Raw genomic sequence first — 23565 nt, forward strand, 5'->3', positions numbered from 1 at the left:
ATCCACGGCGCGAGGAACCACTGCCATGACTGCCACCCCGGAAACGGATACCCCGCCTGCCCGCGGCAAGCGGCCGAAACAGGGCGAACCGGTCATTGACCGGGCGCTGAGCCTGCTCGCTGTCTTCTCGGACCGGCGCCGGGCACTGACCCTGTCCGAGTTGGCCCGGTACGCGGAGATGCCGGCGCCCACGGCGCTGCGGCTGATCGCCCGGCTGGTGGCGTGGGGTGCATTGGAACGGCTGGACGACGGCCGCTATGTGGTGGGGGTCCGGCTGTGGGAGGTGGCTTCGCTGTCGCCGCGCGGGCATGGGGTGCGGGAGATCGCGCTCCCCTACCTGGAGGACCTTTTCGAGGTCACCCGGCACCACGTCCTGCTGGCGGTGCGGGACAACGAGCAGGCGGTGCTGATCGAGCGTCTGTCCGCGAAGGACGCCACCGAGGTGGCGTACCGGGTGGGCGGCCGGGCACCGCTGCGGTCCACGGCCGTGGGCCTGGTGCTCCTGGCCGGAGCGGACCAGCAGTTCCAGGAAACCATCCTGAAGCGGCCGCCGGAGATCGAACCCGGCGTATCCGAGATGCCCGAGGGTCAGCTGCGCCGGACCTTGTCCGATGTGCGGCGGACCGGCATCGCCATGATCCGCCGCAGCCTGCCCTCCCGGACCGTGTCCGTGGCTTCGCCCATCTTCGACGCCCAGGGTGCCGTGGTGGCGTCCCTGTCCATCGTGGTTCCGGACGGCTCCACGCCGCCGAACGTCCTGGGCCCGGCGGTCCGCGCCGCCGCCAGGGCGGTGTCCCGCAACCTCGGCTTCCAAGCACAGGCAAGCGCGGACGTCAGGACGCACTCCCAGGGGTAGCGGCGGCACCGGCCGCGTCAGTCCTGGCCGCCTCAGTCCTTGCCGCAATAGTCCAGGCGGCGAACCACGACGTCTCCTTCCACGGCGTAGGCGCCGAAGGCCCGCCCGGTGAACGCCTTGGCGGTTTCAAACGCCCAGTGCCTGCCGTCCAGTTCGGTGAGCAGCACCTCACTGGCACGGCCATCCGGGGCAGCATCAGGTGCCGCAGGCCGGGCGAGGAGGCGGATCCTGTCGCCGCCCACGGCCCCGGCCGTGAAATCGCGCGACGGCGGCTCGGCCAGGATCGCCAATTCAACGTCACCGTGCGGGAGCGTTGCCTCCCAGGTGCGGTCAAAGCCTGCGACGACGGCCCGCGCGGTGACCGTCACACCTGCGCTGCTGCTGCCGGCTTCAACGCCGAACCAGTTGTCCTCCGCATTGCGCACGGCGATGCCGCCGCTCCCGCCGGTGACGTCCAGGACGGCCCGCAATTCGATGCCGAGGTGGCGCTGACGCTGCCCGACGAAGGCGGGCCGGGGCGCGTCAAGGGTGTTCCCACCACCAGTGATGACAAGTCCCCGATCCGTTGGCGTGGTGAAGTCCGATGGTGTCCGCCGGACTCCAATCCAGTGCAGATGGTCCAGGCCGGCACCCGCGGTGAAGTCATACCCGGCCCGTTCCCGCAGGACGGCGGAAGGCACCGGCATGCTCGCGTATGGCCAGTCGTCATCCCAGTCCACCGTGGTCAGGAAGGTTTCGCGGCCCAGCGGGGAGAACGCCTGGGTGAGGCCCACCGGACGGACGCCCAGCAGCACCATGGCGGTGCCGCCGTCGGGAAGCTCCACCAGGTCTGCGTGCCCGGTGTTCTGGATGGGCGAGCCCGTACCGGCCGCGGTGAGGATGGGATTGTGCGGCGCCGCCTCGAAGGGTCCGTCCGGGCGGCGCGAACGGGCCACCGTGACGGCGTGGCCCCTGTCCGTCCCGCCCTCGGCCGCCAGCAGGTACCACCAGTCGCCGCGCCGGTAGAGGTGCGGACCCTCAGGCGAGTAGAGGCCGCTGCCCCGCCAGAGCGGCCTGGGCTCCTCTAAGGCTGTCCCGGTCTCCAGATCCACGCGGACCTGCTGGATCGCGTCCGGGTGCCGGGCGAAGGTCACGTACGCGGTTCCGTCCTCATCCCAGGCCAGGTCCGGGTCGATGCCGTCCACCGCATCGATGACAATCCCGTCGCTCCAGGGGCCGGCGGGGTCTGTGGCCGTGAACAGCACGCAGCCGCGGCCCCCGAGGAAGACCGAGACGATCAGGTGGAACACGCCGTCCCGGTAACGGAGCGTCGGCGCCCGGGCCCCTCCGGGCGTCGGGACGTTGGCAACGTGGACCTGCTCCTCACGCGTGGCCACATGCCCGATCAGCGCCCAGCTTTGCAGGTCCTGGCTGTGATAAACCGGCAGTCCGGGGAGGTATTCGAACGATGACGTCACCACGTAGTAGCCGTCCGGGGTACTGACAATGGTCGGGTCCGGGTTGAAGCCGGGAAGGATGGGGTTGGAGTGCATCCAGCCATCCTTTCGCCTGGCCCGGCCCACCGTGTGGCCCTATTTCATTCGTTGGAAGGCGTGCCGGCGCAGGCGGCGCGGACCACTACTGGAAGCTGCCGCGGCGGAGCCCAAGATCTTCGGTGCCGGACAGGCCTGCGGTGATCCTGAGGCCGTCCAAGAAAACCTCCCGGTGGACGGGCGCGGCAGAGTTCCAGGGTCCTGGCAGCGGCGGTGGCGAGCGCCGGCGTGGCCTCAGTGTTCCACTGCCGCAAACATTGATCTTTCGCTCAATGAAAATCGCGATTCTTCTGCTACCCAGGGAGGACAATCCTTAGAAGGATCAACCGCGAGGGCGCGAACCTGGGAACATTGAGGAACTAAATTGACATCATCATTGACCGAGCTGGATCTTGCCACCGGAGACACCGCTCTTGTTTGTGGTGCACTCCGAGGCGCCCTAAACGTGGAAGTCGTAGCTGATGGAATCAGCATCTCCCGTCTGCCGGGATGGACTCGCGCTCAGTACGGTGATGACCTAATGATCGGCAGAGCCTCGTCCGAAAGCTCGGGCGTGCGGCTGGTGTTCTCGACGTCAGCCTCATGGGTTGAACTTGATATGACGTTCACTCGGGTCTCACTTGAGTTTCTGGGATTCCCTGTCCGTCCCGCGGCGGTTAGTCTCACGACCGAAGGTGGACACGAGGAAACCCTCTTCTTTGAGGAGGGAAGTGTCTTGCAGATTCGCCCCACCCAACCTCCTGTTGCGGTCCCCGGTTCGCCGAGTCGTGTTCGTTTCGAATTGCCGCCGACCGACGCTGATCAGACTGTGGAAATCTGGCTGCCCCACAACTCCAGCATCCGACTCCACCGGCTCCGTGCTGATGCTGAACTGAAGCCCGTCGCCCCTACAGGACCTCGGTGGATCCACTATGGCAGCTCCATTAGCCAAGCATCGGAGGCAGATACGCCGTTGGGTGTCTGGCCGGTGATAGCAGCACGCCAGTTGGGGCTGGATCTACTCAACCTCGGGCTCGGCGGTTCCGCGCAGCTGGACCCCTTCGCTGCCAGGTCCATCCGAGATGAGCCGGCTTCACTGATCACGCTCAAACTTGGAATCAATGTGGTCAACGGGGCGACATTTCGGACGCGCACTTTCGGTCCGGCCGTTCACGGTTTCCTCGATACAATCCGCGAAGGACAGCCCGAAACCCCTATCGTCGTCATCGCACCCATTTTCTGCCCGGCGCACGAAGACAATCCGGGACCTACGTTGGTTGAGAATGCCACCGCACGTGGAAGCGACATCCCACGGCGGCCAAATGATGGCCAGCTGACACTCCGGGAAATTCGACGGACACTTGCTTCCATAGTCGAGGCGAGGTCGGTTAGCGATCCGAATCTCTATTTCTTGGACGGGCTCGAACTCTTCGGCGCCGACGACGCCAAGTACCTGCCCGATGACCTCCACCCGGATAACACGGGCTACAAACTCATGGGCGAACGCTTCACGGCGATCGCCCGGCGAGAACCGTGGCTTTCCGTGTAGGAGCATTCCTGAGGGCCAAGTAATCGTCCTACGTGATAACGGGTCCACCCAAAGCCACGGAATGCACCCAGGTAGTCAGCGCCAGGTGTGCTTCCTGCTGACACAGGGACTCACCCAGCGAAGCCGCGCGAAGGCGGCTTCGCTGGGATCCCCCCAGTTCAGAACCGGCGCAATGCCGGATGTCACCGGCGGCCAAGTCAGGAACGGCACCCTGCCAGATCCCGTTCTCATTGGTGCCAGCGGACGAAACCGTCGTCAACAGCTGCCGCGGACTTGTCAACGTCTATTTCCAGGGCAGCAAGTGGCAGGTACGCCTGCGCGTCCGTTGCCCACCGGCAGGGACTCGACGAACCGTTCCGCCGGGCCCCCGGTACCAGAGCACGTGGGCGGGATCCGGGCCGGGCGCTCCAACCGGCCCCGCGGATCCAGGCGATGCCCCCGCTTCAGCGCTCAGTACTCGCCCTTGATGACGAAGTAGGAGCCGCGGATGGTGCCCGCAAGCTTGGACTTCTGGCGGGCGAACTTGAAGCTGGACGCCAGTTCCTCCGGAACGTCCATGCCGTCCGAGAGTTTGAACCCGACCGCCCGCTTGCCGCCTTCCTCAATGCCGTACATGACGTTGATGGCCAGCCCGGACTCATAGAACACGTACGCCATCCGCAGCCCGTCCACCTCGAAAGAGGACACCTCAAGCGGCTTGGAGGTGATCACCAGGTTCCGCTCGGTGGAGAGGATGTTGTGGACATAGTCAACCGTTTCCGGCGCCTCGTCCGCGGGGACCACGGTGAAGTCGTGGTCGTATTTGTTCTTGTAGTAGCGTGCCTCGTTGGCCCGCAGCCCGGCCAGCGCGTCGGCAACGGGCGACGATTCCAAACCAACGGTGGACACGTTCTTGAAATCCACGGTGTACGGCATGAGTCCTCCTGGGAATGGTCTTTTGCCACATCGTTGCAGATCAGCTCCTCCGCTGCACCATATTGATGCAGCGGAGGCGCCGTTTCCGTGGATTCTTACAGCCGTGAGCCTGCTGTACCCATGGCTCCTCGTCGGCTTTCAGGCAGGTTCCGCCCGGCCAGCGGCCCCCGTCAGCTGGCCACCGACGGTTCCCGCACGGCAACAGGGCATTCAAAGTGACGCGTCCCGCCCTCCATGGCGTGCCGGGAACCGTCCGGAAGCACGACGTCGGCCGCCACCCCGGCAGGGACGGCCGCCTCCAGGCGGAACGCACCGCCGTCGAGCGTCCATTCCACCCGGACCTCGCCGTGCGGGGTTTTCAGGGAGGTTTTGGCCCAGTTGATCCCGTCCCCCGGCTGCGGTGCGATGAGCACCCGGGCGTAGCCGGGTTGCAGCGGCCGGATGCCGCCGATGGCTTTGTGCATCCAGTCGGCCACCGCGCCCAGGGCGTAGTGGTTGAAGCTGGTCATTTCACCGGGGTTGATGGTGCCGTCCGGGAGCATGGAATCCCAGCGTTCCCAGACTGTGGTGGCTCCCATCGTCACCGGGTACAGCCAGGACGGGCAGCCCTCCTCCAGCAGCAGCCGGTAGGCCTCGTCCATGTGGCCGGTGTCCGTCAGCGCGTGGGTGATGAACGGGGTGCCGGCGAACCCGGTGGACACGCGGTAGTTGTTGGCCCTGACGAGTTCGGCCAGGCGGTTCCCGGCGAATTCCCGCAGCTCCGGGGTGGGCAGGATGCCGAAGGCGATGGCCAGCGCGTAGACGGTGGTGCAGTCGCTGCGGATGGTGCCGCCGGCTGCCACGTAGTGTTCAGCGAAGGCGGTCCGCACCCGGGCGGCGAGCGCCTCGAAATGCGCTTCGTCGTCGTGCTTTCCCAGCAGCCCGGCAGCCTGCGCTGTGAGGCGCGCGGTGCGGTACATGCAGGCGGTGGCCACCACGCCGGTGTCCGCCTTGGCCGCCCATGGCTGGTCCGGCGCGGCGTCCGGGTCCAGCCAGTCGCCGAACTGGAAGCCGGAGTCCCACAGGCCGGTGGGCGAGAGCAGCCCCTCCACGCGGCGGGTGTGCGAGGCCATTGACTCGTACTGGTTCCGCAGCACGCTGATGTCCCCGTAGGCCTCCCAGAGTGCCCACGGCACCCACACGGAGGCTTCGCTCCAGAGCGCCGAGGATTCCGGGGCCGGGAATTCCGGCGGTTGCGGGCAGTACTTCAGGGCATCGGGCACGGTGATGGGTACCAGGCCGTTTGCCGCTTTTTGCTCGGCGGCGAGGTCCAGCAGCCAGTCCTGCAGGAAGCCCTTGACGTCGTACAGGTAGGCGGCGGTGGGGGCGAAGACCGCGATGTCGCCGGTCCAGCCGAGACGCTCATCGCGCTGCGGGCAGTCGGTGGGCAGGTCCAGGAAGTTCCCGCGGAGGCCCCAGACGATGTTGCGGTGCAGCTGGTTGACGAGCTCGTTGGAGCATTCGAAGGTGCCGGTGCGCTCAAGGTCGGAGTGGACCACCACGGCCTCGACGTCATCCGCGGTCAGCGTTCCCGGCCAGCCGGCGATTTCGGCGTAGCGGAAGCCGTGGAAGGTCTTGGTGGGTTCAAAGACGTCTTCCCCGCCGGAGAGGATGAACGTGTCCGTGGCCTTCGCGGACCGCAGGGGCCGGACACCGAGTTCGCCGTTTTCCAGCACCTCGGCATGCCGGACGGTGATGGCCTGCCCGGCCTCGCCCCGAACGGTGAACCGGAGCCAGCCCACCAGGTTCTGGCCGAAGTCCACCAGTGTCCGGCCGCCGGGTGAGGTGAGGATTTCCACGGGACGGACGACGCCGGCGCGCACCACCGGCGGGCCCACCGGCTCAGCGAGCCGGCCGCCGTCGAACGCCAGTTCACGCACGCCCGTCCAGTCAGCGCCGGGCACATAGCCGGGCTCCGCCCAGCCCTTCTGATAAAGGCGGGCGTCGATGGTCTGCCCGTCGTAGAGGTCGTTGAAGGTGGTGGCGGAGGGGCCTGCCTGCCAGGTGGTGTCCGACGCGATCGACTGGACGTGGCCGTCCTCGAACTCGATGTCCAGCTGCCCGAAGAACCCCAGCTCACTGCCGTAGAGGTTGGACATGCCGTGCCAGGCCAGCCGGCCGCGGTACCAGCCGTTGCCCAGTTCCACCCCCAGCACGCTGGTGGGGGCCACCAGGGACGTGACGTCATAGCTGCGGTAGCGGAGCCGCCACTCGTAGGAGCTCCAGCCCGGGCTCAGGACGTCGTCCGCCACCGGTGAGCCGTTGATGAACGCCTCATAGACGCCGAAGGCAGTGGCCCGCAGCGTCGCCCTCACCACGCCGCCGTGGCCCTCCTCAAGCGTAAATTCCTTGCGGAGCAGCGGGGCGCCGTCGAAGTCCTGCTCGGGCGAAATCATGGCGGCGAGCCAGGGAGTGGAAGTCATGGAAGGAGGGATCCGTTCTGAAGTTGAGGCAAGGGGGTTCAGGCGTAATGGCAGGCGACGTCGGCCGTCCCCACCCGTCGCAGCGCCGGCCGCTCGGCGGCGCACAGGTCGGTGGCCAGGGGGCAGCGGAGCCGGAAGGGGCAGCCGCCGGGTGCGGGCACCGCAGCCGCCCCGGTGCGGACGCCCAGTGATTCGCGGGCCTCTCGGCGCGCCGCCTGCTCCGCCGGACGCGGCACCGGGGAGGCGGCCACGAGCGCCTGGGTGAAGGGGTGCCTCGGGTTTTCAGTAACGGCCGCGGCAGGTCCGCTTTCCATGACCTGCCCGCGGTACAGCACCACCACGCGCTGGGCCAGGAATTGCACCACGGCGATGTCGTGGGCGATGAACAGGTAGCTCAGGCCCCGCTCGTCGCGGAGGTCGGCCAGCAGGTTGAGCACCTGCGCCTGGGTGGAAAGGTCCAAGGCGCTGACGGCTTCGTCGCAGACCACCAGCTGGGGATCGCAGATCAGGGCACGCGCCACGGAAATGCGCTGGCGCTGGCCGCCGGAGAACTGGCTGGGGTACCGGTCCACGGCGTCCCGCGGCAGGCCCACGCGTTCCAGCATGTCCCCGGCCTTGGCGCGTGCCTCTGCCGCTGAAACCCCTCGCAGGCGCAGCGGTTCGGCCAGGGACGTGCCGATGGTGTTCCGCGGGTTCAGCGATGAGTTGGGGTCCTGGAAGACGGCACGCAGTTCCCCGCCCAGAGCCCGGCGCTCCGCGGCGCCGGCGGAGGTGATGTCCTTGCCCTGATAGGTGATGGTGCCACCAGAGACCTTTTGCAGGCCCAGGATTGCCTTGCCGATGGTGGACTTTCCGGATCCGGACTCCCCCACCAGTCCCACGGTCTCGCCGGGGGCGATGCTGAAGCTGACATGGTCGACGGCGGCGGGGGCCGCGGCTGCCTTCCGGCCCCGGCCGTAGCGGACCACCAGGTCCTTGACCTCCAGCATGGGAGTTGCGGCGGAAGGCGGCGTGGAATCGCGGCGTTCGGTGACTGCGGTGCTCATGCCAGGTCCTTTTCGACGATGGTCTGCAAACTGCGCGGGTTCTGTGTGGGGGTGATCTCCAGGGCGCGGGCTGCGGGTACGTCCGTGGCCAGCCAGTCCATGCCCTCGACGGCGAGCTGGTCCGCCTTGACGCACCGCACCAGCCCTTCGCCGGCCCCGGAGGGCAGCAGCGGCACGGGTTCCAGGCAGGCGGACCCGGCGAACTGGCAGCGGGCGGCGAACCGGCACCCGGTGGGCCAGTCCTTGGGCTGGGGGACCTGACCTTGAATCGTGGCGAGGCGTTCCGGCATATCGTCTGCGTGGTTGGCGTGCGGGTCTGCGGCCAGGAGCGCCAGGGTGTAGGGGTGCCGGGGATTGTCCAGGATGCTGTCCGTCCTGCCGTTCTCCACCACCTGGCCGGCGTACATGACGGCAACCTGGTCACAGATGTCCGCCACCACGCCGAGGTCGTGCGTCACCATCACCACGGACATGCCGGTGTCCGTCACCAGGGAGCGCAGCAGGGACAGGATTTCGGCCTGCACCGTGACGTCCAGGGCGGTGGTCGGTTCGTCAGCCACCAGCAGTTTCGGCTGCCCGGCGAGCGCCAGGGCGATGGCCACGCGCTGGGCCATGCCGCCGCTGATCTGGTGCGGATAGGTCTTCAGGATGCGTGCAGCGTCCACGATCCCCACCTTCTCCAGAAGGTTCCGGGCTTCCTCCCGGGCCTCCGCCTTGCCCATGCCGCGGAGCCGCCGGATGGTGGCGGTGAGCTGGTAGCCCACCGTGAACATGGGATCCAGGGCGCGCATGGGTTCCTGGCTGATCAGGGCGATGTCCCGGCCGCGGACGGTTTCCATGGCTTTGTCGGTGGTGGCGGCAAGGTTCCTGCCGTTCCAGAGGATGTGGCCGCCTGTGACGGAGACCCCGGACGGCAGCAGCCCCAGGAGGGACAGCGCGGTCATCGTCTTGCCGCAGCCGGACTCCCCCACCAGCCCCAGGACCGTGCCTTGTTCGACGTCGAAGGAGACATCGGTGACCAGGGGGACGCCGCTGCCCGCAACGGTACTGTCGACGCCGACGGAGAGGTTGCGGACGCTGAGCGTCCCCTTCGCCACGCCATCCTGCGTGACGGGAGCGGGGGCTGCTGAAGCGATGGTGGCGACTGCCTTGGCGCGCTGGCGCCGGGCGGCGGCGGAAGGCAGATGTGAAGCGGTGGCGTTGGGCGCCTTGCCGAGGGCGTTGCCGATTGCGTTGGCCGACAGGACGGTCAGGGCAAGTACGTGCCCGGTGGGCACCATCATCCAGGGTGCGTCATAGACGTGCTGGGAGGCGCCTTGAATCATTCCGCCCCAGCTGGGCTGCGGGATGGGCGGCCCGAATCCGATGAACGCCAGGCCTGCCTGGATCAGCATGCCGACGGCGAAGATCAGCGCGGCCTGGACGACGATGGTGTTGGTCAGGCCGGGCAGCACATGGCGCAGGCTGATACCGGCGGTGCTGACACCGTCCACTTTGGCGGCGTCCACGTACAGCTGCGACTGAAGGGATTTGGCCTGCCCGAGCATCACCCGGTAGATGCCGGCCGAGATCAGGACGCCCAGGATTCCCATGATCATCGGAATATTGGTTCCCACGGCACCGATCACGGCCAGGATGATCACGGTGCCGGGCAGCGACATCATGATCTCGGTGACGCGGCTGACCGCGTTCTCCACGCGCTCGCCGGCGGCTGCGGCCAGCATCGCAAGAAGCGTTCCGAGTCCGACGGCGACTATCACCGTGATTATTGACGTCCCGAGGGTGCCGGCGGCGGAGGCGAAGATCCGGCTCAGGAGGTCACGGCCCAGTTCATCCGTGCCAAGCCAGTGCGCGGCGGTTGGGCCGGAGAGGACGGCGGTGAAGTCCTGGTCCTCGGTCTTGAACGGCAGCCACAGCGGGGCAGTCAGGGAGGCGGCCACGAGGACGGCCAGCCAGGCCACCCCTGCGATGCTCCCGGGTGAGCCGAACAGCTTGCTGCCGGTGAACTTCTTCGGCGCGCCGTGGCGACGTGTGTTGCGAAGGTCCGCGGCCGTCGTCGGCTGTGCTTGGTCTGCGGGCGCGGGGGCAACGTTGGGAATCATGAGGCACGCAACTTCGGGTCGAGGAACTTGGTGGCGAGTTCGAGCACCAGGTTCACGGCGACCACCACCACGGTGGCGATCACCACCACGCCCTGCACGGACGGGGCGTCGTGGGTGCTGACGGAGTTCTGGACGGCCTGGCCCAGGCCGGGCATGGCGAACAGTTGCTCCGCGATGACCGAACCGCCGAACAGCTGGATGAACTGCAGGGCGATGCCGGCCACAATCGGGAGGCTGGCGTAGCGCAGGGCATGGACGTAGAGGATTTTCCAGGTGGGTGTGGCCGTGGCACGCAGCGTGCGGATGTGTTCCTGCTGGAGGGCCTCGAGCATGGAGGCACGGGTCTGCCGGGCGATGAATGCCCCTCCGCCCACCGCCAGGGTGATCACGGGCAACGCCAAGGACAGGGCCCAGTCCTGTGGGGAGGCGTCAAAGGGGACATAACCGGTCGCCGGGAAGACGGAGGACTGGACGGCCAGCAGGTAGACGAAGATGATGCCGATCCAGAAGGCGGGCAGGGCAACGGCCATGCCTGCCACTCCACCGATGATCCGGTCCACGACGCCGCCGCGGACGGCTGCGGTGACGCCCAGGCCGATGCCAAGGACCGCGCTGAGGACGGTGGCGCCGGCAGCCAGCGACGCGGTGACGGGCAGCCGGCTGGCGAGGTCGGCGCTGACCGAGCGGCCGTCGATGAGCGAGACGCCCAGGTCGCCCTGGACGGCGGAACCGAGCCAGGTGAAGAACTGCGCCGGCAGCGGATCGTTCCAGCCCATCCGCTGGTTGACCTCGTCGATCGCCTGCTGGGAGGCGCCTGCGCCGAGGGACACGGCCCCGGGGCTGCCCGGCATTGCGTGCACCAGCAGGAATGCCAGTACCGCAACCACCAGCACGGTGGCAAGCGCCATCAGCAGGCGCTTGGTAATGAATAGTGCCATGGTGACCTCCATCGGTCAGGCCCTCCCCGGGCGGCCCTGGCCTTGGTGGACAAGGGCCGCCCGGGACGGTGCGGGTATCAGCTGGCCGGCGTGTAGGACGAGAGGAGCGGGTAGGCGTTGGTGCCGGCGAACTTCACCTGCGCCACCTTCTTGGTGTTGTAGCCCTGGTTGGTCAGGGCCTCGTACAGCGGGATCATCCAACCGGATTCCACCAACCGGGTGTTCAGCTTCGTGGCGGCGGCCTTCACGGCGGCGTCGTCCTTCGCTGCAGCCAACTCGCCGGTGGCGGCGCTGAGCTGGTCATCGGTGGCCTTTTGGACGTTGGTGAATCCGTTGAGGACGGCGCCGTACATCACGCCGACGGGGTTGTCCCAGTTCAAGGGAGCGTAGCCCAGGGGCGTGGTGGCGACGGCGGCGAAGGCTTCGTCGGTGGAGGCTGCCATCTTCACGTTCATGGTGATGCCGACGGCGGCGAGGTCCTTCTGGACTGCCTGCAGGTCCGTCTGGGTTTGTGCGCTGGCGATGATGGTGAACTCGAAGCCGTTGGGGTAGCCAGCCTCGGCCAGCAGGCTCTTGGCCTTGTCCGGGTTGTACGCGAACTTGGTTTCGAGGTCCTTGGTGAAGCCGGCCGAATCCTTGGGGAGGGCGTTCCAGGCGGGGATGTCGCCCTTGTGCAAGGCGTCCACCAGGGCCTGGCGGTTGATGGCGTACTGGATGGCCTGGCGGACCTTCTCCTGGGCGAACGCCGGGGCGGTCTTGCCGATCTTGTCGAAGGAGATCATGGTGTTGACGGTGCCGCCGATCTGCGAAACGCCAATGCCCTTGGACTTCGCGAAGTCAACGGTGTTCGAGGTCAGCATGGCCACGTCGGCCTGGCCGGAGACCAGGGCGTTGGCGCGGGCCTGCGGGTCCTGGACAACACTGAAGACCACCTTCTTGTAGGCGTACTTGGAAGCGTCAGCGCTTTTGTCGTTCTTCACCAGGACGTACTTGTTGCCCTTCACGGTGGAGGGGTCAAGGGTGTACGGGCCGGAACCGTCAGGGGTCGCCGCGAGGCTGGAGGTGTCGGCGACACCGTTCTTGCCCACGATCATGCCGGTGGTGGAGGCCAGGTTCTTCTCGAATCCGGGCTGCGGCTTGGCGAAGGTCAGGGCCACCTGGGTGGGGCTGACCACGTCCACGGAGGTGATTTCCTGGGCGCCGCCCTTGGCGACGGCGGAGTAGGCGCTCAGTGCGGGATCGGACCGGCGGTCCAGGTTGGCCTTGACCAGGGCGGCATCCAGTTTGGAGCCGTCGGTGAACGTGACGTCGTCCTTGAGGTTCAGCGTCAGGACGGTGTTGTCCGCGTTGTAGCTGAAGTCCTTGGCGAGGCCCGGACCTGCGGAACCGTCCGGCTGAAGGGTCATCAGGCTGTCGTAGAGGCCTTCGAAGAACTGGCGCTGGGCTGCGGAGACGCGCAGCGGGTCGAAACCGAAGGAGGCTGAGTCGCTGTCGATGGCCAGGGTGAGGCTGCTGGTATCAGCCTTTGCGGCGGCTTGGCTGGACCCGCCGCCGCAGGCGGCCAGGGAACCCATCAGCAGGGCACCGGCCAGAACGGCGGAGCTCGCACGGGCGGTGGAGTTCGGAAGTTTCATGTAGTGCGCCTTTGCATTCTGATGTGATGACGGAGGAACGGTTGTGGGGGCTGGCTGCTCGCCGGCTCCCTTCAAGAATCAGCCGTGGCCGCAGGCGCCAAACATGACAATGTCATTGATTGAAAAAGTATTGTGGCGGCGGTCACGCCGGGCGGAAGGATGGATGGAAGGCAGCGAAGCCTCGGACGCCTGCACGCGTCCATCACGAAAGGAACCCCATGACCAACCCGTTCCCCCGCGACTTCCTTTGGGGCGTGGCCACCGCCGGCCACCAGGTGGAAGGCAACAACGTCAACAGCGATACTTGGTTCCTGGAGCACCTTCCCGAAACGATTTTCGCGGAGCCGTCCGGGGATGCCGTGGACCATTACCACCGTTACGCCGAGGACATCGCACTGATCGCCGGCCTCGGTTTTACCAGCTACCGTTTCTCCGTGGAATGGGCCCGGATCGAGCCGGAGGAAGGCCAGTTTTCGGTGGCTGCGCTGGACCACTACAAGCGGGTGCTGGAAGCCTGCCACGACCATGGACTCACCACGGTGGTCACGTTCCACCACTTCACGTCACCGCTGTGGCTCCTTCGGATCGGCGGTTGGGAGGGCAGCCGGACGCCCGAACTCTTTGCCCGCTATTGCGACCGGGTCATGGCCCACCTGGGTGACCTGATCGGCGTCGCCTGCACCCTGAACGAGCCCAACCTCCCTTGGCTGCTGGAGTCATTCGGCATCGGCGGGGAAGCCCCGGAGAACCGCGGCATGGTGCCCATCTGGGCCGCCGCCGCCGAGCGCCTGGGCGTGGAGGCAGCCACCCTCGCGCCGTTCCAGTTCTGCTCCACCGAGGCGGGGTTCCAGGTCAAGGTGGCCGCGCACCGGGCCGCCACCAAGGCCATCAAGGCCCGCCGCCCGGACCTCCAGGTGGGGTGGACCCTCGCAAACTCCGATATCCAGGCGCTGCCCGGTGGCGAAGGGATTGCAGACCAGGTACGCCGCGACGTCAACGAACGCTTCCTCGAAGCCTCCCGCGGCGACGACTTCGTGGGCATCCAAACCTACGGCCGCACCGTGTACGGCCCGGACGGCCATGCCCCGGCGCCGGAGGGTGTGGCCACCAACCAGATGGGCGAGGAAATCTATCCCCAGGCGCTGGAGGCCACCATCCGCGAGGCCCACAGGATCGCCGGCATCCCGGTGATTGTCACCGAGAACGGCCTGGCCACCGAGGATGACACGCAGCGGGTAGCGTACCTGCGGACGGCCGTCGACGGCGTAGCTTCCTGCCTCGCGGACGGCATCGATGTCCGCGGGTACATCGCCTGGACCGCGTTCGACAACTTCGAATGGATCTTTGGCTACGTGCCCAAGTTCGGCCTGATCGCCGTCGACCGCTCCACCCAGGAACGGACCCCCAAGGAGAGCGCACGCTGGTTGGGGAACCTGGCCAGGGAGCACGCCCGGGCCGGGGCACCGCAGCCCGCCTAGCATCAAGGGCAATGGTTCGGGTTTCCACGGGAAGCCCGGACCATTTCTGTTCCGCCGGAACCGGCGGCGCATTCGCTAGGCTGGGACATGCCGCAGACTGTCGCGGCGAGAATGGATTCGGGGGATCTGTGCCGCAGCCAGGCCAGTGGGGCAGGGCGTACTTTGCCGTGCAAGCTGTCGCCGGGTGTTTGTGGTGGATTGCGGTATTCCTGGACCCGGCGGTGCGCCGGGCAACGCTGGGAGGCCTGGACCCGGTCCTTGTTGCCGTATTCGACGTTCCGCTGTTTGTCCTTGCCTCTGCGGCCGCAGCCTGCGGAGTGCGGTCCGCAGCGTTTGCCGGCACCGCGTGGACCACCGTTGTTGCCGTCGCCCTGGCCGTCTATGCCACGGTGAGCACCCAGGCGGGCCCCGGTGTGCTGGCCATGGGCGCCGCCACTGCGGGGTCGGTTGCCGGACTGTGCCTGGTGCTGTTAGGCCGCATCCCCACGGCGTGGATTGTCCGGGGCCCGTTTGCGTTCCGTCCGGCCCCGAAACGCACCAAGGCAAGAGTCCATGTTGCCGCCACGTTCGGACAGATTGTCGTGTTCTGGGGTTTCTTCCTCGGGCTGGTACCGGCCTGCCTGGCCTTTCTCGAGCAGCGCTGGGGGTTGGGCCTGGACATCCCTGCCGTTGCCGTCCCGGCCGGCGTCGCCATCCTCATCCTTGCGAGCGCTTTGGGGATCTGGTCTGCCGCCGTGATGTCCACCCTCGGGGACGGGACACCGTTGCCGTCCGTGATGGCAAACCGCCTGGTGGTTGCCGGGCCGTACCGCTGGATCCGCAATCCGATGGCGGCGGCGGGCATTGTGCAGGGGGCCGCCGTCGGGCTCATCCTGCAGTCGTGGCTGGTGGTTGGCTATGCGGTGCTGGGCTCACTGGTGTGGAACTATGCCGTCAGGCCACTGGAAGAAGCAGACCTCTCGAAGCGTTTTGGCCAGGAATTCCAGCGCTACCGCGAAACCGTCCGGTGCTGGATCCCGACTTTTCCCGGCAGCCGCCGGACCGGCACCGCTAATCAACGGCCGGTTCGCGGATAACCAGCACCGGGCAGTGTGAATGGTGGATGGTCTGGTGCGAAACGGAGCCAAGCATCATGCCGGTGAATCCGCCGTGGCCGCGGGAGCCCACCACTATAAGGTTGGCATCTTTGGACGCCTCGATGAGCGCCGAAGCCGGGTTCCCCTCCACGACGCGGCCGGTGATGGCAACGTCCTGGTCCTTGACGCGTTCCAGCTCCGCCTCCAGGATCGCCTGCGCGTCCTTCTCGAAGATTTCATAGTCCCAGGCGGTGCCCAGTGCGTCACTGACGTAGGGGAAGTTCCAGGCGGTTACGGCCTGCACCTCACCGTGCCGCAGCCTGGCTTCCTGCACGGCCCAGTCCATGGCGGCCCGTGACTGTTCCGATCCGTCCGTTCCCACCACGATCTTGTACTTTCCGTTACCGGCCATGGCTCCCCTTTTCCGTTCCAGGCTTCCAGCCGGGTCACCCCTGGCCGGCGGCGGCGCCCTGGGCCGGAACGGCCACGGTCGAGTGCTCGGCTTTGGGGGCCCGGTGCGGATTTCCCGCTTCCTTGGCACAGTGGAGGCAGCAGTAGATGCCTGCTTCGCTTTCCACCGGATGGCCCAGGATCCGGCAGCCGCAGTGCTCGCAGGCGGGAGCCATCATGTGGATTGCACACTCAAAGCTGTCGAACGTGCCGGTCTGGTTTCCCATACTGACGGTAAACATGCGGCCCTCGCTGCTGCCGCAGACATCGCACGCGCCCATGGTCCCTGCCTCCTGATATTGCTGCCTGTTCCGGACAATCAAGTTGACCGCTTGGAGCCTTTTCCTGCCTAGGGGCGAAGGTCCTCCGGCAGCTAGAGGTGGCGGAGGTAGCGTTCGGGCGAGTCCATGAACCGTTGCCAGTTCGCCACGAGCTCCAGCTCCGCCCAGGACCGGGACCGCAAACCCCAAGGCCCCGCTTCCAGGATGGTCGCGCCGGGCAAGGCGGCCAGCAGCGGCGAATGGGTGGACATGATCACCTGGGACTGGCCGCCGGCCAACAGTTCCTTCAGGACGGACAGGAGGCTCAGGCAGCCCGAAAAGGACAGTGCAGACTCCGGTTCGTCAAGGACCCAGAGTCCGGCTCCGCGGAACCGGTCGGCTGCCAACTGCAGGAAGGACTCGCCATGGGACATGTCATGGAACGGGATGTCCGGCGTGAACGTGCTGGGATTCTTTTCCAGGTAGGTGTACAGCCCGTGCATTGTCTCGGCCCGGAGAAAGTAGCCCCGCCGGGTGGCGCCCGGGTTCCGGACCAGCTGCAAATGGTCGCCGAGGACGGACTCGGTAGGCCGGGTGGTGTGCCTGGCGCCCGTGGAACCGCCCTCCGGGGACAGCCCGTAGGCGAGCGCGATGCCTTCCACCAGCGTGGATTTACCCGAGCCGTTCTCACCCACCAGGATGGTGGCCGGGCCCAAGTCGAGCCCCTGATCGAGGACTTGGGCCACCGGCGGCAGGACGGCCGGCCAGCGTACGCGGTCAAGGACGTTCGAGGGGTCCTCTGCCAGCCGCCGGATCGGGTAGGAGCGCAGGGGCATGGGCCCATTCTTACAGGAAAAGATTCTTCTCCACTTCACCCATCCATCCCGGGTCCCGCTCCGAAGTCCAGTGGAACAGGTGGACCGAAGGCTAGGACGGGACAATGGATGCCGTGGACCAGCAAGCCCTGACGGGGGCCGTCATCAAGGAGCACCGGCTGGATATCTGGCAGCTGTGGATTGAGTTCGTGGGGCTGGGCGGCGACGCCTCGGAACAGCTCATCCGAGCGTACTGCGCCGGCGAAGCCACCCTGTCGGCGAAGGAACGGGACGCCCTGTCGTTGGCCGTCAATGAGCACTGCACTGCCAGGGGGCTGCCGCTCCGGGCACCACTGAGCAGTTCCGCCCTGCTCCTCGTGCACACCGGAAAGGACTCCCCGTCGGGAGGCCTGCAAAGCTAGGCAGGCCCCCGGGGAAGCCGTGGGCCTCCCCGGCGACGTAACCTGTCAACCATGACCCTCCTCTCCACCCCCGGCGGTTCCCTTCGCGGCACCTCCCTCGGAACTGACGGGACCACCGTCCACCGCTTCCTTGGCATCCCGTACGCCGGGCCGCCGTCGGGCGTGAACCGCTTCCGCCCGCCCGTGCCGCTGGAGTCGTGGGACGGGGTGCTGGACTGCACCGCCGCCGGGCCTGCGGCACCGCAAAACCCCGAATCCCCGGCACCTCCAGGTGCCGTGCCGCGGAGGTGGAGCGAAGACGGCTGCCTGAACCTGAACGTCTGGGTGCCGGAAACCGGCGGCCAGGCGCGGCCGGTGATGGTTTGGATCCACGGCGGTGCGTACCTGCTGGGCGCCAACAGCGATGCCATGTACGACGGCGCCAGGCTCGCCGCCGCGGCGGGCGCGGTGGTGGTGTCCATCAATTACAGGCTCGGCGCGCTGGGCTTCCTGCACCTGGCGGACCTGCTGGGGGACGGGTACGTCGACTCGTCCAACGTTGCATTGCTGGACCAGCTGGAGGCCCTTCGCTGGGTCCGCCGCAACATTGGCGCCTTCGGCGGCGACCCGGGGAACGTGACCATTTTTGGCGAGTCGGCAGGAGCCGCGGCGATTGGCACCCTGCTGGGGATGCCGGCGTCGGAAGGGCTGTTCCGCCGGGCCATCATGCAAAGCGGAACGGCCGAGCGCTTCCGCCAACCGGAGGAGTCCGCGCGGATCAGCGCGGCATTCCTTGACCTGTGCGGCCTGGCCCCCTCGTCTGCAGCGGAACTCCTCACCCTCCCGGCGGAGCAGCTGCTGGCAGCGCAAAAAGGCCTTGAGAAGCGTTTCGCCGCGCAGTCCTACGCAGTCCCGCTCCCCTTCCAGCCGACAGTGGGGACGCCGTCATTGCCGGCGCCGCCGCTCGACGCGGTCCGGAACGGGGTGAACAGCGGCGTCGGCCTGCTGATCGGAACCAACCTCAACGAGGGCTCGTTTGCGGTGGAGATGCGCCCGCCCTCGGCGGCCGACCCCGGATACCCGGAGCGTGCCGCCGCCGTCCTTGCCGCGGCCGGGATTCCAGCCGCCCATGCCGGCGGATACGCGGCCGCGCTGGAGGAGGTGCTGCAGCGTGAACCGGCAGGCAAGGAACTCCTGGAATCCGCCATTGCCGATTCCCTGTACCGGCAGCCCAGCAACCGGCTCCTGGCGGCACGGCGCGCGGCGGGCGCCGCCGGGAAAAGCTTCGCCTACCTGTTCACGTGGCGCAGCCCGGCCATGGGCGGCAGGCTCGGGGCCTGCCATGCCCTGGAAATCCCGTTCGTCTTCCGGCACCTGGACGCACCGGCGGCGGCTTTCCTCACCCGCGGCAGCGCACCACGCCGGCTCAGCGGCGCCATGAGCGGGGCCTGGGCAGCTTTTGCGCGGACGGGGTCACCGGACACGGCCCAGCTGGCGTGGCCCGAGTACGGGCACGGACGCAGCACCATGGTGTTCGACGACGAGACGCGCCTCGAGGCCGACCCGCGCGGTGCGCTCCGGGCGTTTTTTGAGGCCGTCAGCCCGCTGCCAGCGAGTTAAGCGTGTCCCGGATGCCGTTCAAGGCGGGGTCCCGCAGTGAGTTGAAGGCCGGTTTCAGCAGCGGCTGGATGATCTTGGCCGGCCCGTTGATGCTGAACTCGGCCGTGTACGTGACCACAGAACCTGTGCCGCTGGGCCGGACGTCGATGGAGTCGTACGAGGTGACGGTCTTGTTCTCGCCCCGGAGCTTGATGTGGTTGTCCGAGAGCTCGATGACCTCGTAGGTCAGGGCCTGGCGTTTGCCGCGAAACTCGGATTCGGCGTGGTACTTGTGCCCCACGGCCACCGGCCCCGGCGTGATCTTGTCCATGACAGGGGTGTTGGGGTCCCATTTGCTGGTGTTCTCGAACTCGCTCAGGAAGGCAAAGGCCTTCTCCGCGGACAGGTTGGTTTCCACACTTCCGGTGACTGTGATCATCACCCCAGTGTAGGAGGACCAGGGCGGGGAGCGGCGGCCATTCTGCGCCGTGGCCCCGCCCAGCTCCTAGGCAGCGCCTGTCAGCAGGACTCGAAGTCGGTGAGCACCTTCACTTTGCCCGCCGAGGCCGACGCCGGGTCGAACGTGTAGCCGATCCATTCCCTGGCGAGGCGGCGGGCGAGTTCGATGCCCACCACCCGCTGGCCCATGGTGAGGACCTGGCAGTCGTTGGACAGGATGGAGCGTTCCACGGAGAAAGAGTCGTGGGCGGCGGTGGCGCGGATGCCTTCGACTTTGTTGGCGGCGATGGCGACGCCGATTCCGGTACCGCAGAACAGGATGGCCCGGTCAGCGGCGCCGTCCCGGATAATCTCGCCGGCGGCAATGCCCACGTACGGGTAGGGCTTGGCGAAGTCATCCGGCGCGTCGCTCCGGTTGACGCCGATGTCGATGACCTCGCTGACGCGCGGATCGTTCCGCAGGTCCGCGAGGACCTTGTCCTTGTAGTCCACGCCCGCTTCATCCGCGCCGACAATGAGCCGCAGCCCCATGGTGTGCCCTTCCGTTGTCATGACTCAGCGGCCGCCGCCGCAACGGTGGCGGTGCTGCCTTCGGACCCGGCGGCGCCGGTGAAGTGCGGCCCCATGACGGCGAAGACCATGGCCAGCGATGTGGCGCCGGGATCCGCCGTGCCCAGGCTCTTTTCCGCAAGGGGCCGGGCCCGGCCCTTAAGGGGAAGGAGGTCCGCGGTGCCTTCCGCCGCAGCAGCGGATTCCTGCGCGGCTTCCTGCCATGCACGGCCCGTTTCCACGCCCTCGGCCACTGCGCGGCTAAAGGCGGAGGCGAAGGGCAGCAGGGCATCCACCATGGTCTTGTCGCCTGTTTCGGCCTTGCCCAACTGGATGATCCGGTCAGCGAATGCGGTCACGGCTGCTGCCAGCGCGCGCGGTTCAGGGGCCGAGGAGTTGCCCAGCGTCTCGCCAAATGCACGCAGCGCCGCTCCCCACAGGACGCCGGAGGTGCCCCCTGCCTTGTCCGCCCAGGCGTCCCCGGCGGCAGCCAGCACATCACCGGCACCGGCGCCGTGGCCCAGGGCGGCGGAGGCGGCTGCGGCGGCCGCGTCGACGCCGCGGACCATGCCCCGGCCGTGGTCGCCGTCGCCGGCAATCGCATCCATGCGGCCCAGCCGCTCTTCGGCGTCGTGCAGGGACGAACGGGCGGCATCAATGGCCGCTACGCAGGCGGCGGCGTACTCGCGGGAGGCGTCCGTGGCGACGAACGCCGCAGCGGCCGCGCCGCCGTCGGCCGTTTCCTCGACGCCCCGGGCCCCGGCCTCCAGGGCAGCGTTGCCGCGGCGGTAGGCAGGCGTCTCCGCAGGGGCAACCCACAGCGGCTCAAGTTCCTCATCAAGCCAGGTGATGGTGAGCGAGACGCCGGCCATGTCCAGGCTGGTCACCAACTCGCCCACCTCGGGCATCACCAGCGTGTAGCCGGCGGCACGCAGCAGTGGCGCCACGGTCCCCCAGAGGACGAAGAGCTCCTCATGCTTGGTGGAGCCGAGCCCGTTGAGGATGACGGCGATGCGCTTGCCGGCGTGCGGTGGCGTTTCAGCGAGCACCCGGGCCACCAGTTCGTGGCCAAGGTCCTTGGCCGAAGGCAGGTCGGTGTCGTGCAGGCCGGGTTCGCCGTGGATGCCCAGGCCCAGGCCCATCTGCCCTTCGGGCAGGGTGAACAGGGGCGATTCGGCGCCCGGGAAGGTGCAGCCGGCAAACGCGCTGCCGATGGTCCGCGTCAGGTCGTTGGCCTTGCGGCCCAGGCGGACCACCTCGGCCAGGTCCGCGCCGTTCTCGGCGGCGGCGCCCATGACCTTGAACACCGTGAAGTCACCGGCGATGCCGCGGCGTTTCGCTGATTCCGACGGCGGGGCGCTGGCGATATCGTCAGTGACCAGGACGTTCTCCACCGCGATGCCCTCGGCGGCAAGGCGCTCGCTGGCCATGCCGAAGTTCATCACGTCGCCGGCGTAGTTGCCGTAGGTGAAGACGACGCCGGCACCGGACTCGGCGGCCTTGGCCACCGAGTAGGCCTGCTGCGCCGACGGCGAGGTGAAGATGTTGCCCACCACCGCGCCATCGGCGAAGCCGGCACCGATCAGCCCTGCGAAGGCCGGGTAGTGGCCCGAGCCGCCGCCGGCCAGGACTGCCACCTTGGGCTGTGCCGGCCGGAAGCGGCGGACGGCACCGCCGGGAACCTGCCGGACCAGGTCCGCGTGGACGTCGCAGAACCCGGCGAGGGCTTCCTCGGCGAAGTCGGAAGGGTCGTTGAAGATCTTGGTCATGGAGGGAGCTTTCTGGCTGGCGAGGGGCCGGCTGCTAGTGGATGTGGCTGCCGCCATTGATGTCGATGGTGGTGCCGGTGAGGTAGGCGGAGTCCTCGGAGGACAGGAAGGTGATCACGGAGGCCACTTCTTCGGTGGTGGCGTTGCGGCCCAGCGGGATGCCGGCGTTGATGGCTGCTTCCTGTTCCTCGGTGCTGCCCACGCGGATGTTGGTGTCCACCGCACCCGGGGTGATGGCATTGACGGTGACGCCGGTGGTGCCGAGTTCACGGGCCAGGGCCTTGGTGAAGCCCAGGATGGCGGCCTTGGCAGCGGAGTAGGGAACCTTGCCGAAGACGCCGCCGCCGCGCTGGGCGGAGACGGAGGACATGTTGACGATCCGGCCCCAGCCGTTGTCGATCATGGCGGGCAGGAAGGCCTTGGTCACCAGGTAGGTGCCGGTGGCGTTGACGTCCATGACCTTGTGCCACAGCTCGAGGGTGGTTTCCAGGAATGGCACCGGGGAGGTGATGCCGGCGATGTTGGCCAGGGCGCCGACGGGCGGGAGGTTGCCGGCTGCCACTTCGGCGGCGACGGCGGCCTGGGCGGCGGTGACGGAGGCTTCGTTGGCGACGTCGATCTCGTGGCCGAACGCGGGGACATTGAATTCGTTGCCGATTTCGGCTGCGACCTTGGCGGACTTCTCGCCGTCGAGGTCCAGGATGGCGATGCCCCAGCCCTCACGGGCGTAACGGCGGGCGCTGGTGATGCCGATGCCCCGGTCCGAAGTTGCTCCGGTGAGGACGGCGGTGCGCTGGATGGCGGTCATGGTGGTGCTCCTTGGGGTGTGTGCAGGTCAGATGAGGTCGGTGATGAAGCTTGCAGCCTTGGCGGCGGCGGCCGGGCGTTCGTCATGGGTGACGTCCCGGGTTTCCAGTTCGAGCGAGAAGTGGCCGGCGTAGCCGTCGGCCGCGAGACGCTTCAGGCCCCCGGCGAAGTCGGCGTTACCGTTGCCGATGCTGAGGTTGATGTTCCCGGGCACGGCGTCGCGCAGGTGGACGTGGCTGATGCGTCCCGCATGAACGTCCAGATAGTCCTGGATGTCCTCGCCGGCGGCGGTGACATGACTGAAGTCCATGACGATTCCGACGCCGGATCCGGCCAGCCGTTCGGCCAGCAGTCCCGCACGTTCCAGGTTCCAGCAGAACCGCAGGAAGTGCAGGGACTCGGTCCAGAGTTCGACGCCGAACCCTGCAGCGCGCCGGGCCGCAGCCGCGAGCTGCCCGGCAATGAGGTCCAGGTCTTCCTCGACGCTCCGGACCGGGTTGTGATCGAGGGCGCCGCAGGGCAGCACCAGGGCGTTGGCCCCGATGTTGGCAGTGAGGGTGAGCAGGGCGTCCAGGTGGCGCCGCCTGGCGTCCTGTCCATTGGAGTCGAGGACTGCGTTCAAGTCCCCTATGTCGCCGTTCACTGAGCGGACCCGCAGACCGGAAGCGATGACTTCCTGCGACACCGCCGCCACGGCGGCCTCGTCAAGTTCGTAGGGGACGTGGTCGCAGACCCCGGGCAGGGCGCCCAGATCGATCTCTTCGAATCCCAGACCCTTCATGGTGCCCAGGGCAGTGCCCAGGTCCTGGTGCCGGAAGCTGATGGATGAGCACCCAAGTCTGGAATGGAACATCATTGATCCTTTGAATCGTGCCGAGCGGTAGTGATG

At 67.6% G+C, this 23565-nt stretch carries 21 protein-coding genes; 6 read left to right on the forward strand and 15 right to left on the reverse strand.

Features of this window, described 5'->3' with window-relative positions:
* Positions 1 to 25 precede the first annotated feature (25 nt).
* Positions 26 to 856, forward strand: coding sequence for an IclR family transcriptional regulator (locus QRM96_RS04950; protein ID WP_109044001.1), 831 nt, complete (start codon positions 26 to 28; stop codon positions 854 to 856).
* A gap of 32 nt (positions 857 to 888) precedes the next feature.
* Here the strand turns inward: QRM96_RS04950 and QRM96_RS04955 are convergent, their stop codons facing one another.
* Complete coding sequence (locus QRM96_RS04955; RefSeq protein ID WP_285318648.1) at positions 889 to 2388, reverse strand: glycoside hydrolase family 43 protein; 1500 nt, start codon at positions 2386 to 2388, stop codon at positions 889 to 891.
* A gap of 364 nt (positions 2389 to 2752) precedes the next feature.
* Here QRM96_RS04955 and QRM96_RS04960 point away from each other — a divergent pair, with 364 nt between their 5' ends.
* The gene (locus QRM96_RS04960; RefSeq protein WP_285318650.1) at positions 2753 to 3916 is read left to right on the forward strand and encodes a GDSL-type esterase/lipase family protein; all 1164 of its coding nucleotides are present in this window, start codon (positions 2753 to 2755) and stop codon (positions 3914 to 3916) included.
* Between the two features lie 450 nt (positions 3917 to 4366).
* On the opposite strand, the gene QRM96_RS04965 is transcribed toward QRM96_RS04960, so the two are convergent.
* The 6 genes from QRM96_RS04965 to QRM96_RS04990 form a co-directional block, all read right to left on the reverse strand.
* A complete protein-coding gene (locus QRM96_RS04965; protein ID WP_285318652.1) occupies positions 4367 to 4831 on the reverse strand; it encodes a DUF8821 family protein in 465 nt (154 codons plus the stop codon).
* A 170-nt stretch (positions 4832 to 5001) separates the two neighbouring features.
* Complete coding sequence (locus QRM96_RS04970; protein ID WP_285318653.1) at positions 5002 to 7293, reverse strand: family 78 glycoside hydrolase catalytic domain; 2292 nt, start codon at positions 7291 to 7293, stop codon at positions 5002 to 5004.
* Positions 7294 to 7331: 38 nt separating this feature from the next.
* A complete protein-coding gene (locus tag QRM96_RS04975) occupies positions 7332 to 8339 on the reverse strand; it encodes an oligopeptide/dipeptide ABC transporter ATP-binding protein (protein ID WP_285318654.1) in 1008 nt (335 codons plus the stop codon).
* Positions 8336 to 10441, reverse strand: a complete 2106-nt coding sequence (locus tag QRM96_RS04980; RefSeq protein ID WP_285318656.1) for a dipeptide/oligopeptide/nickel ABC transporter permease/ATP-binding protein — start codon at positions 10439 to 10441, stop codon at positions 8336 to 8338. The genes QRM96_RS04975 and QRM96_RS04980 overlap by 4 nt, the downstream gene beginning before the upstream one ends.
* Positions 10438 to 11391, reverse strand: coding sequence for an ABC transporter permease (locus QRM96_RS04985; protein WP_350224059.1), 954 nt, complete (start codon positions 11389 to 11391; stop codon positions 10438 to 10440). Before QRM96_RS04985 ends, QRM96_RS04980 begins: the two co-directional genes overlap by 4 nt.
* Positions 11392 to 11456: 65 nt before the next feature.
* Positions 11457 to 13013 carry an ABC transporter substrate-binding protein gene (locus QRM96_RS04990; protein ID WP_285318659.1) on the reverse strand — a complete coding sequence of 519 codons (1557 nt, stop codon included), beginning with the start codon at positions 13011 to 13013 and terminating at the stop codon, positions 11457 to 11459.
* 218 nt (positions 13014 to 13231) lie between these two features.
* Between QRM96_RS04990 and QRM96_RS04995 the strand changes: the two genes are divergently transcribed.
* The gene (locus QRM96_RS04995; protein WP_285318660.1) at positions 13232 to 14491 is read left to right on the forward strand and encodes a glycoside hydrolase family 1 protein; all 1260 of its coding nucleotides are present in this window, start codon (positions 13232 to 13234) and stop codon (positions 14489 to 14491) included.
* A gap of 167 nt (positions 14492 to 14658) precedes the next feature.
* Positions 14659 to 15567, forward strand: coding sequence for a methyltransferase family protein (locus QRM96_RS05000; RefSeq protein ID WP_285318662.1), 909 nt, complete (start codon positions 14659 to 14661; stop codon positions 15565 to 15567).
* On the opposite strand, the gene QRM96_RS05005 is transcribed toward QRM96_RS05000, so the two are convergent.
* The 3 genes from QRM96_RS05005 to QRM96_RS05015 form a co-directional block, all read right to left on the reverse strand.
* Positions 15542 to 15979 carry a universal stress protein gene (locus QRM96_RS05005; RefSeq protein WP_285318663.1) on the reverse strand — a complete coding sequence of 146 codons (438 nt, stop codon included), beginning with the start codon at positions 15977 to 15979 and terminating at the stop codon, positions 15542 to 15544. The genes QRM96_RS05000 and QRM96_RS05005 overlap by 26 nt on opposite strands.
* Before the next feature lie 34 nt (positions 15980 to 16013).
* Positions 16014 to 16298 (reverse strand): metallothionein, encoded by a 285-nt coding sequence (locus QRM96_RS05010; protein ID WP_502934876.1) that lies wholly within the window; start codon positions 16296 to 16298, stop codon positions 16014 to 16016.
* 92 nt (positions 16299 to 16390) lie between these two features.
* Positions 16391 to 17113, reverse strand: coding sequence for an AAA family ATPase (locus QRM96_RS05015; protein ID WP_109044013.1), 723 nt, complete (start codon positions 17111 to 17113; stop codon positions 16391 to 16393).
* Between the two features lie 104 nt (positions 17114 to 17217).
* Between QRM96_RS05015 and QRM96_RS05020 the strand changes: the two genes are divergently transcribed.
* Both QRM96_RS05020 and QRM96_RS05025 read left to right on the forward strand, forming a co-directional pair.
* Positions 17218 to 17514, forward strand: coding sequence for a hypothetical protein (locus QRM96_RS05020; protein ID WP_018763239.1), 297 nt, complete (start codon positions 17218 to 17220; stop codon positions 17512 to 17514).
* A 51-nt stretch (positions 17515 to 17565) separates the two neighbouring features.
* Positions 17566 to 19113, forward strand: a complete 1548-nt coding sequence (locus tag QRM96_RS05025) for a carboxylesterase/lipase family protein (protein ID WP_285318666.1) — start codon at positions 17566 to 17568, stop codon at positions 19111 to 19113.
* Here the strand turns inward: QRM96_RS05025 and QRM96_RS05030 are convergent.
* From QRM96_RS05030 to QRM96_RS05050, 5 genes are all read right to left on the reverse strand, one after another.
* On the reverse strand, positions 19091 to 19531 hold the full coding sequence (locus tag QRM96_RS05030) for an SRPBCC family protein (RefSeq protein ID WP_285318668.1): 441 nt from the start codon (positions 19529 to 19531) through the stop codon (positions 19091 to 19093). The genes QRM96_RS05025 and QRM96_RS05030 overlap by 23 nt on opposite strands.
* Before the next feature lie 80 nt (positions 19532 to 19611).
* Positions 19612 to 20103, reverse strand: coding sequence for an RpiB/LacA/LacB family sugar-phosphate isomerase (locus tag QRM96_RS05035; protein WP_285318670.1), 492 nt, complete (start codon positions 20101 to 20103; stop codon positions 19612 to 19614).
* Entirely contained in the window at positions 20100 to 21869 is a 1770-nt protein-coding gene (locus tag QRM96_RS05040; RefSeq protein WP_285318672.1) for a dihydroxyacetone kinase family protein, read from the reverse strand. The genes QRM96_RS05035 and QRM96_RS05040 overlap by 4 nt, the downstream gene beginning before the upstream one ends.
* A 34-nt stretch (positions 21870 to 21903) precedes the next feature.
* Positions 21904 to 22677 carry an SDR family NAD(P)-dependent oxidoreductase gene (locus QRM96_RS05045; RefSeq protein ID WP_133831270.1) on the reverse strand — a complete coding sequence of 258 codons (774 nt, stop codon included), beginning with the start codon at positions 22675 to 22677 and terminating at the stop codon, positions 21904 to 21906.
* A gap of 27 nt (positions 22678 to 22704) precedes the next feature.
* Positions 22705 to 23529: a sugar phosphate isomerase/epimerase family protein gene (locus tag QRM96_RS05050; RefSeq protein ID WP_285318674.1), complete on the reverse strand. Its 825-nt coding sequence runs from the start codon at positions 23527 to 23529 to the stop codon at positions 22705 to 22707.
* Between the last annotated feature and the right edge of the window lie 36 nt (positions 23530 to 23565).

Origin of the sequence: Pseudarthrobacter sp. lyk4-40-TYG-27 (assembly GCF_030209295.1) — a bacterium.
Classification (GTDB): domain Bacteria; phylum Actinomycetota; class Actinomycetes; order Actinomycetales; family Micrococcaceae; genus Arthrobacter.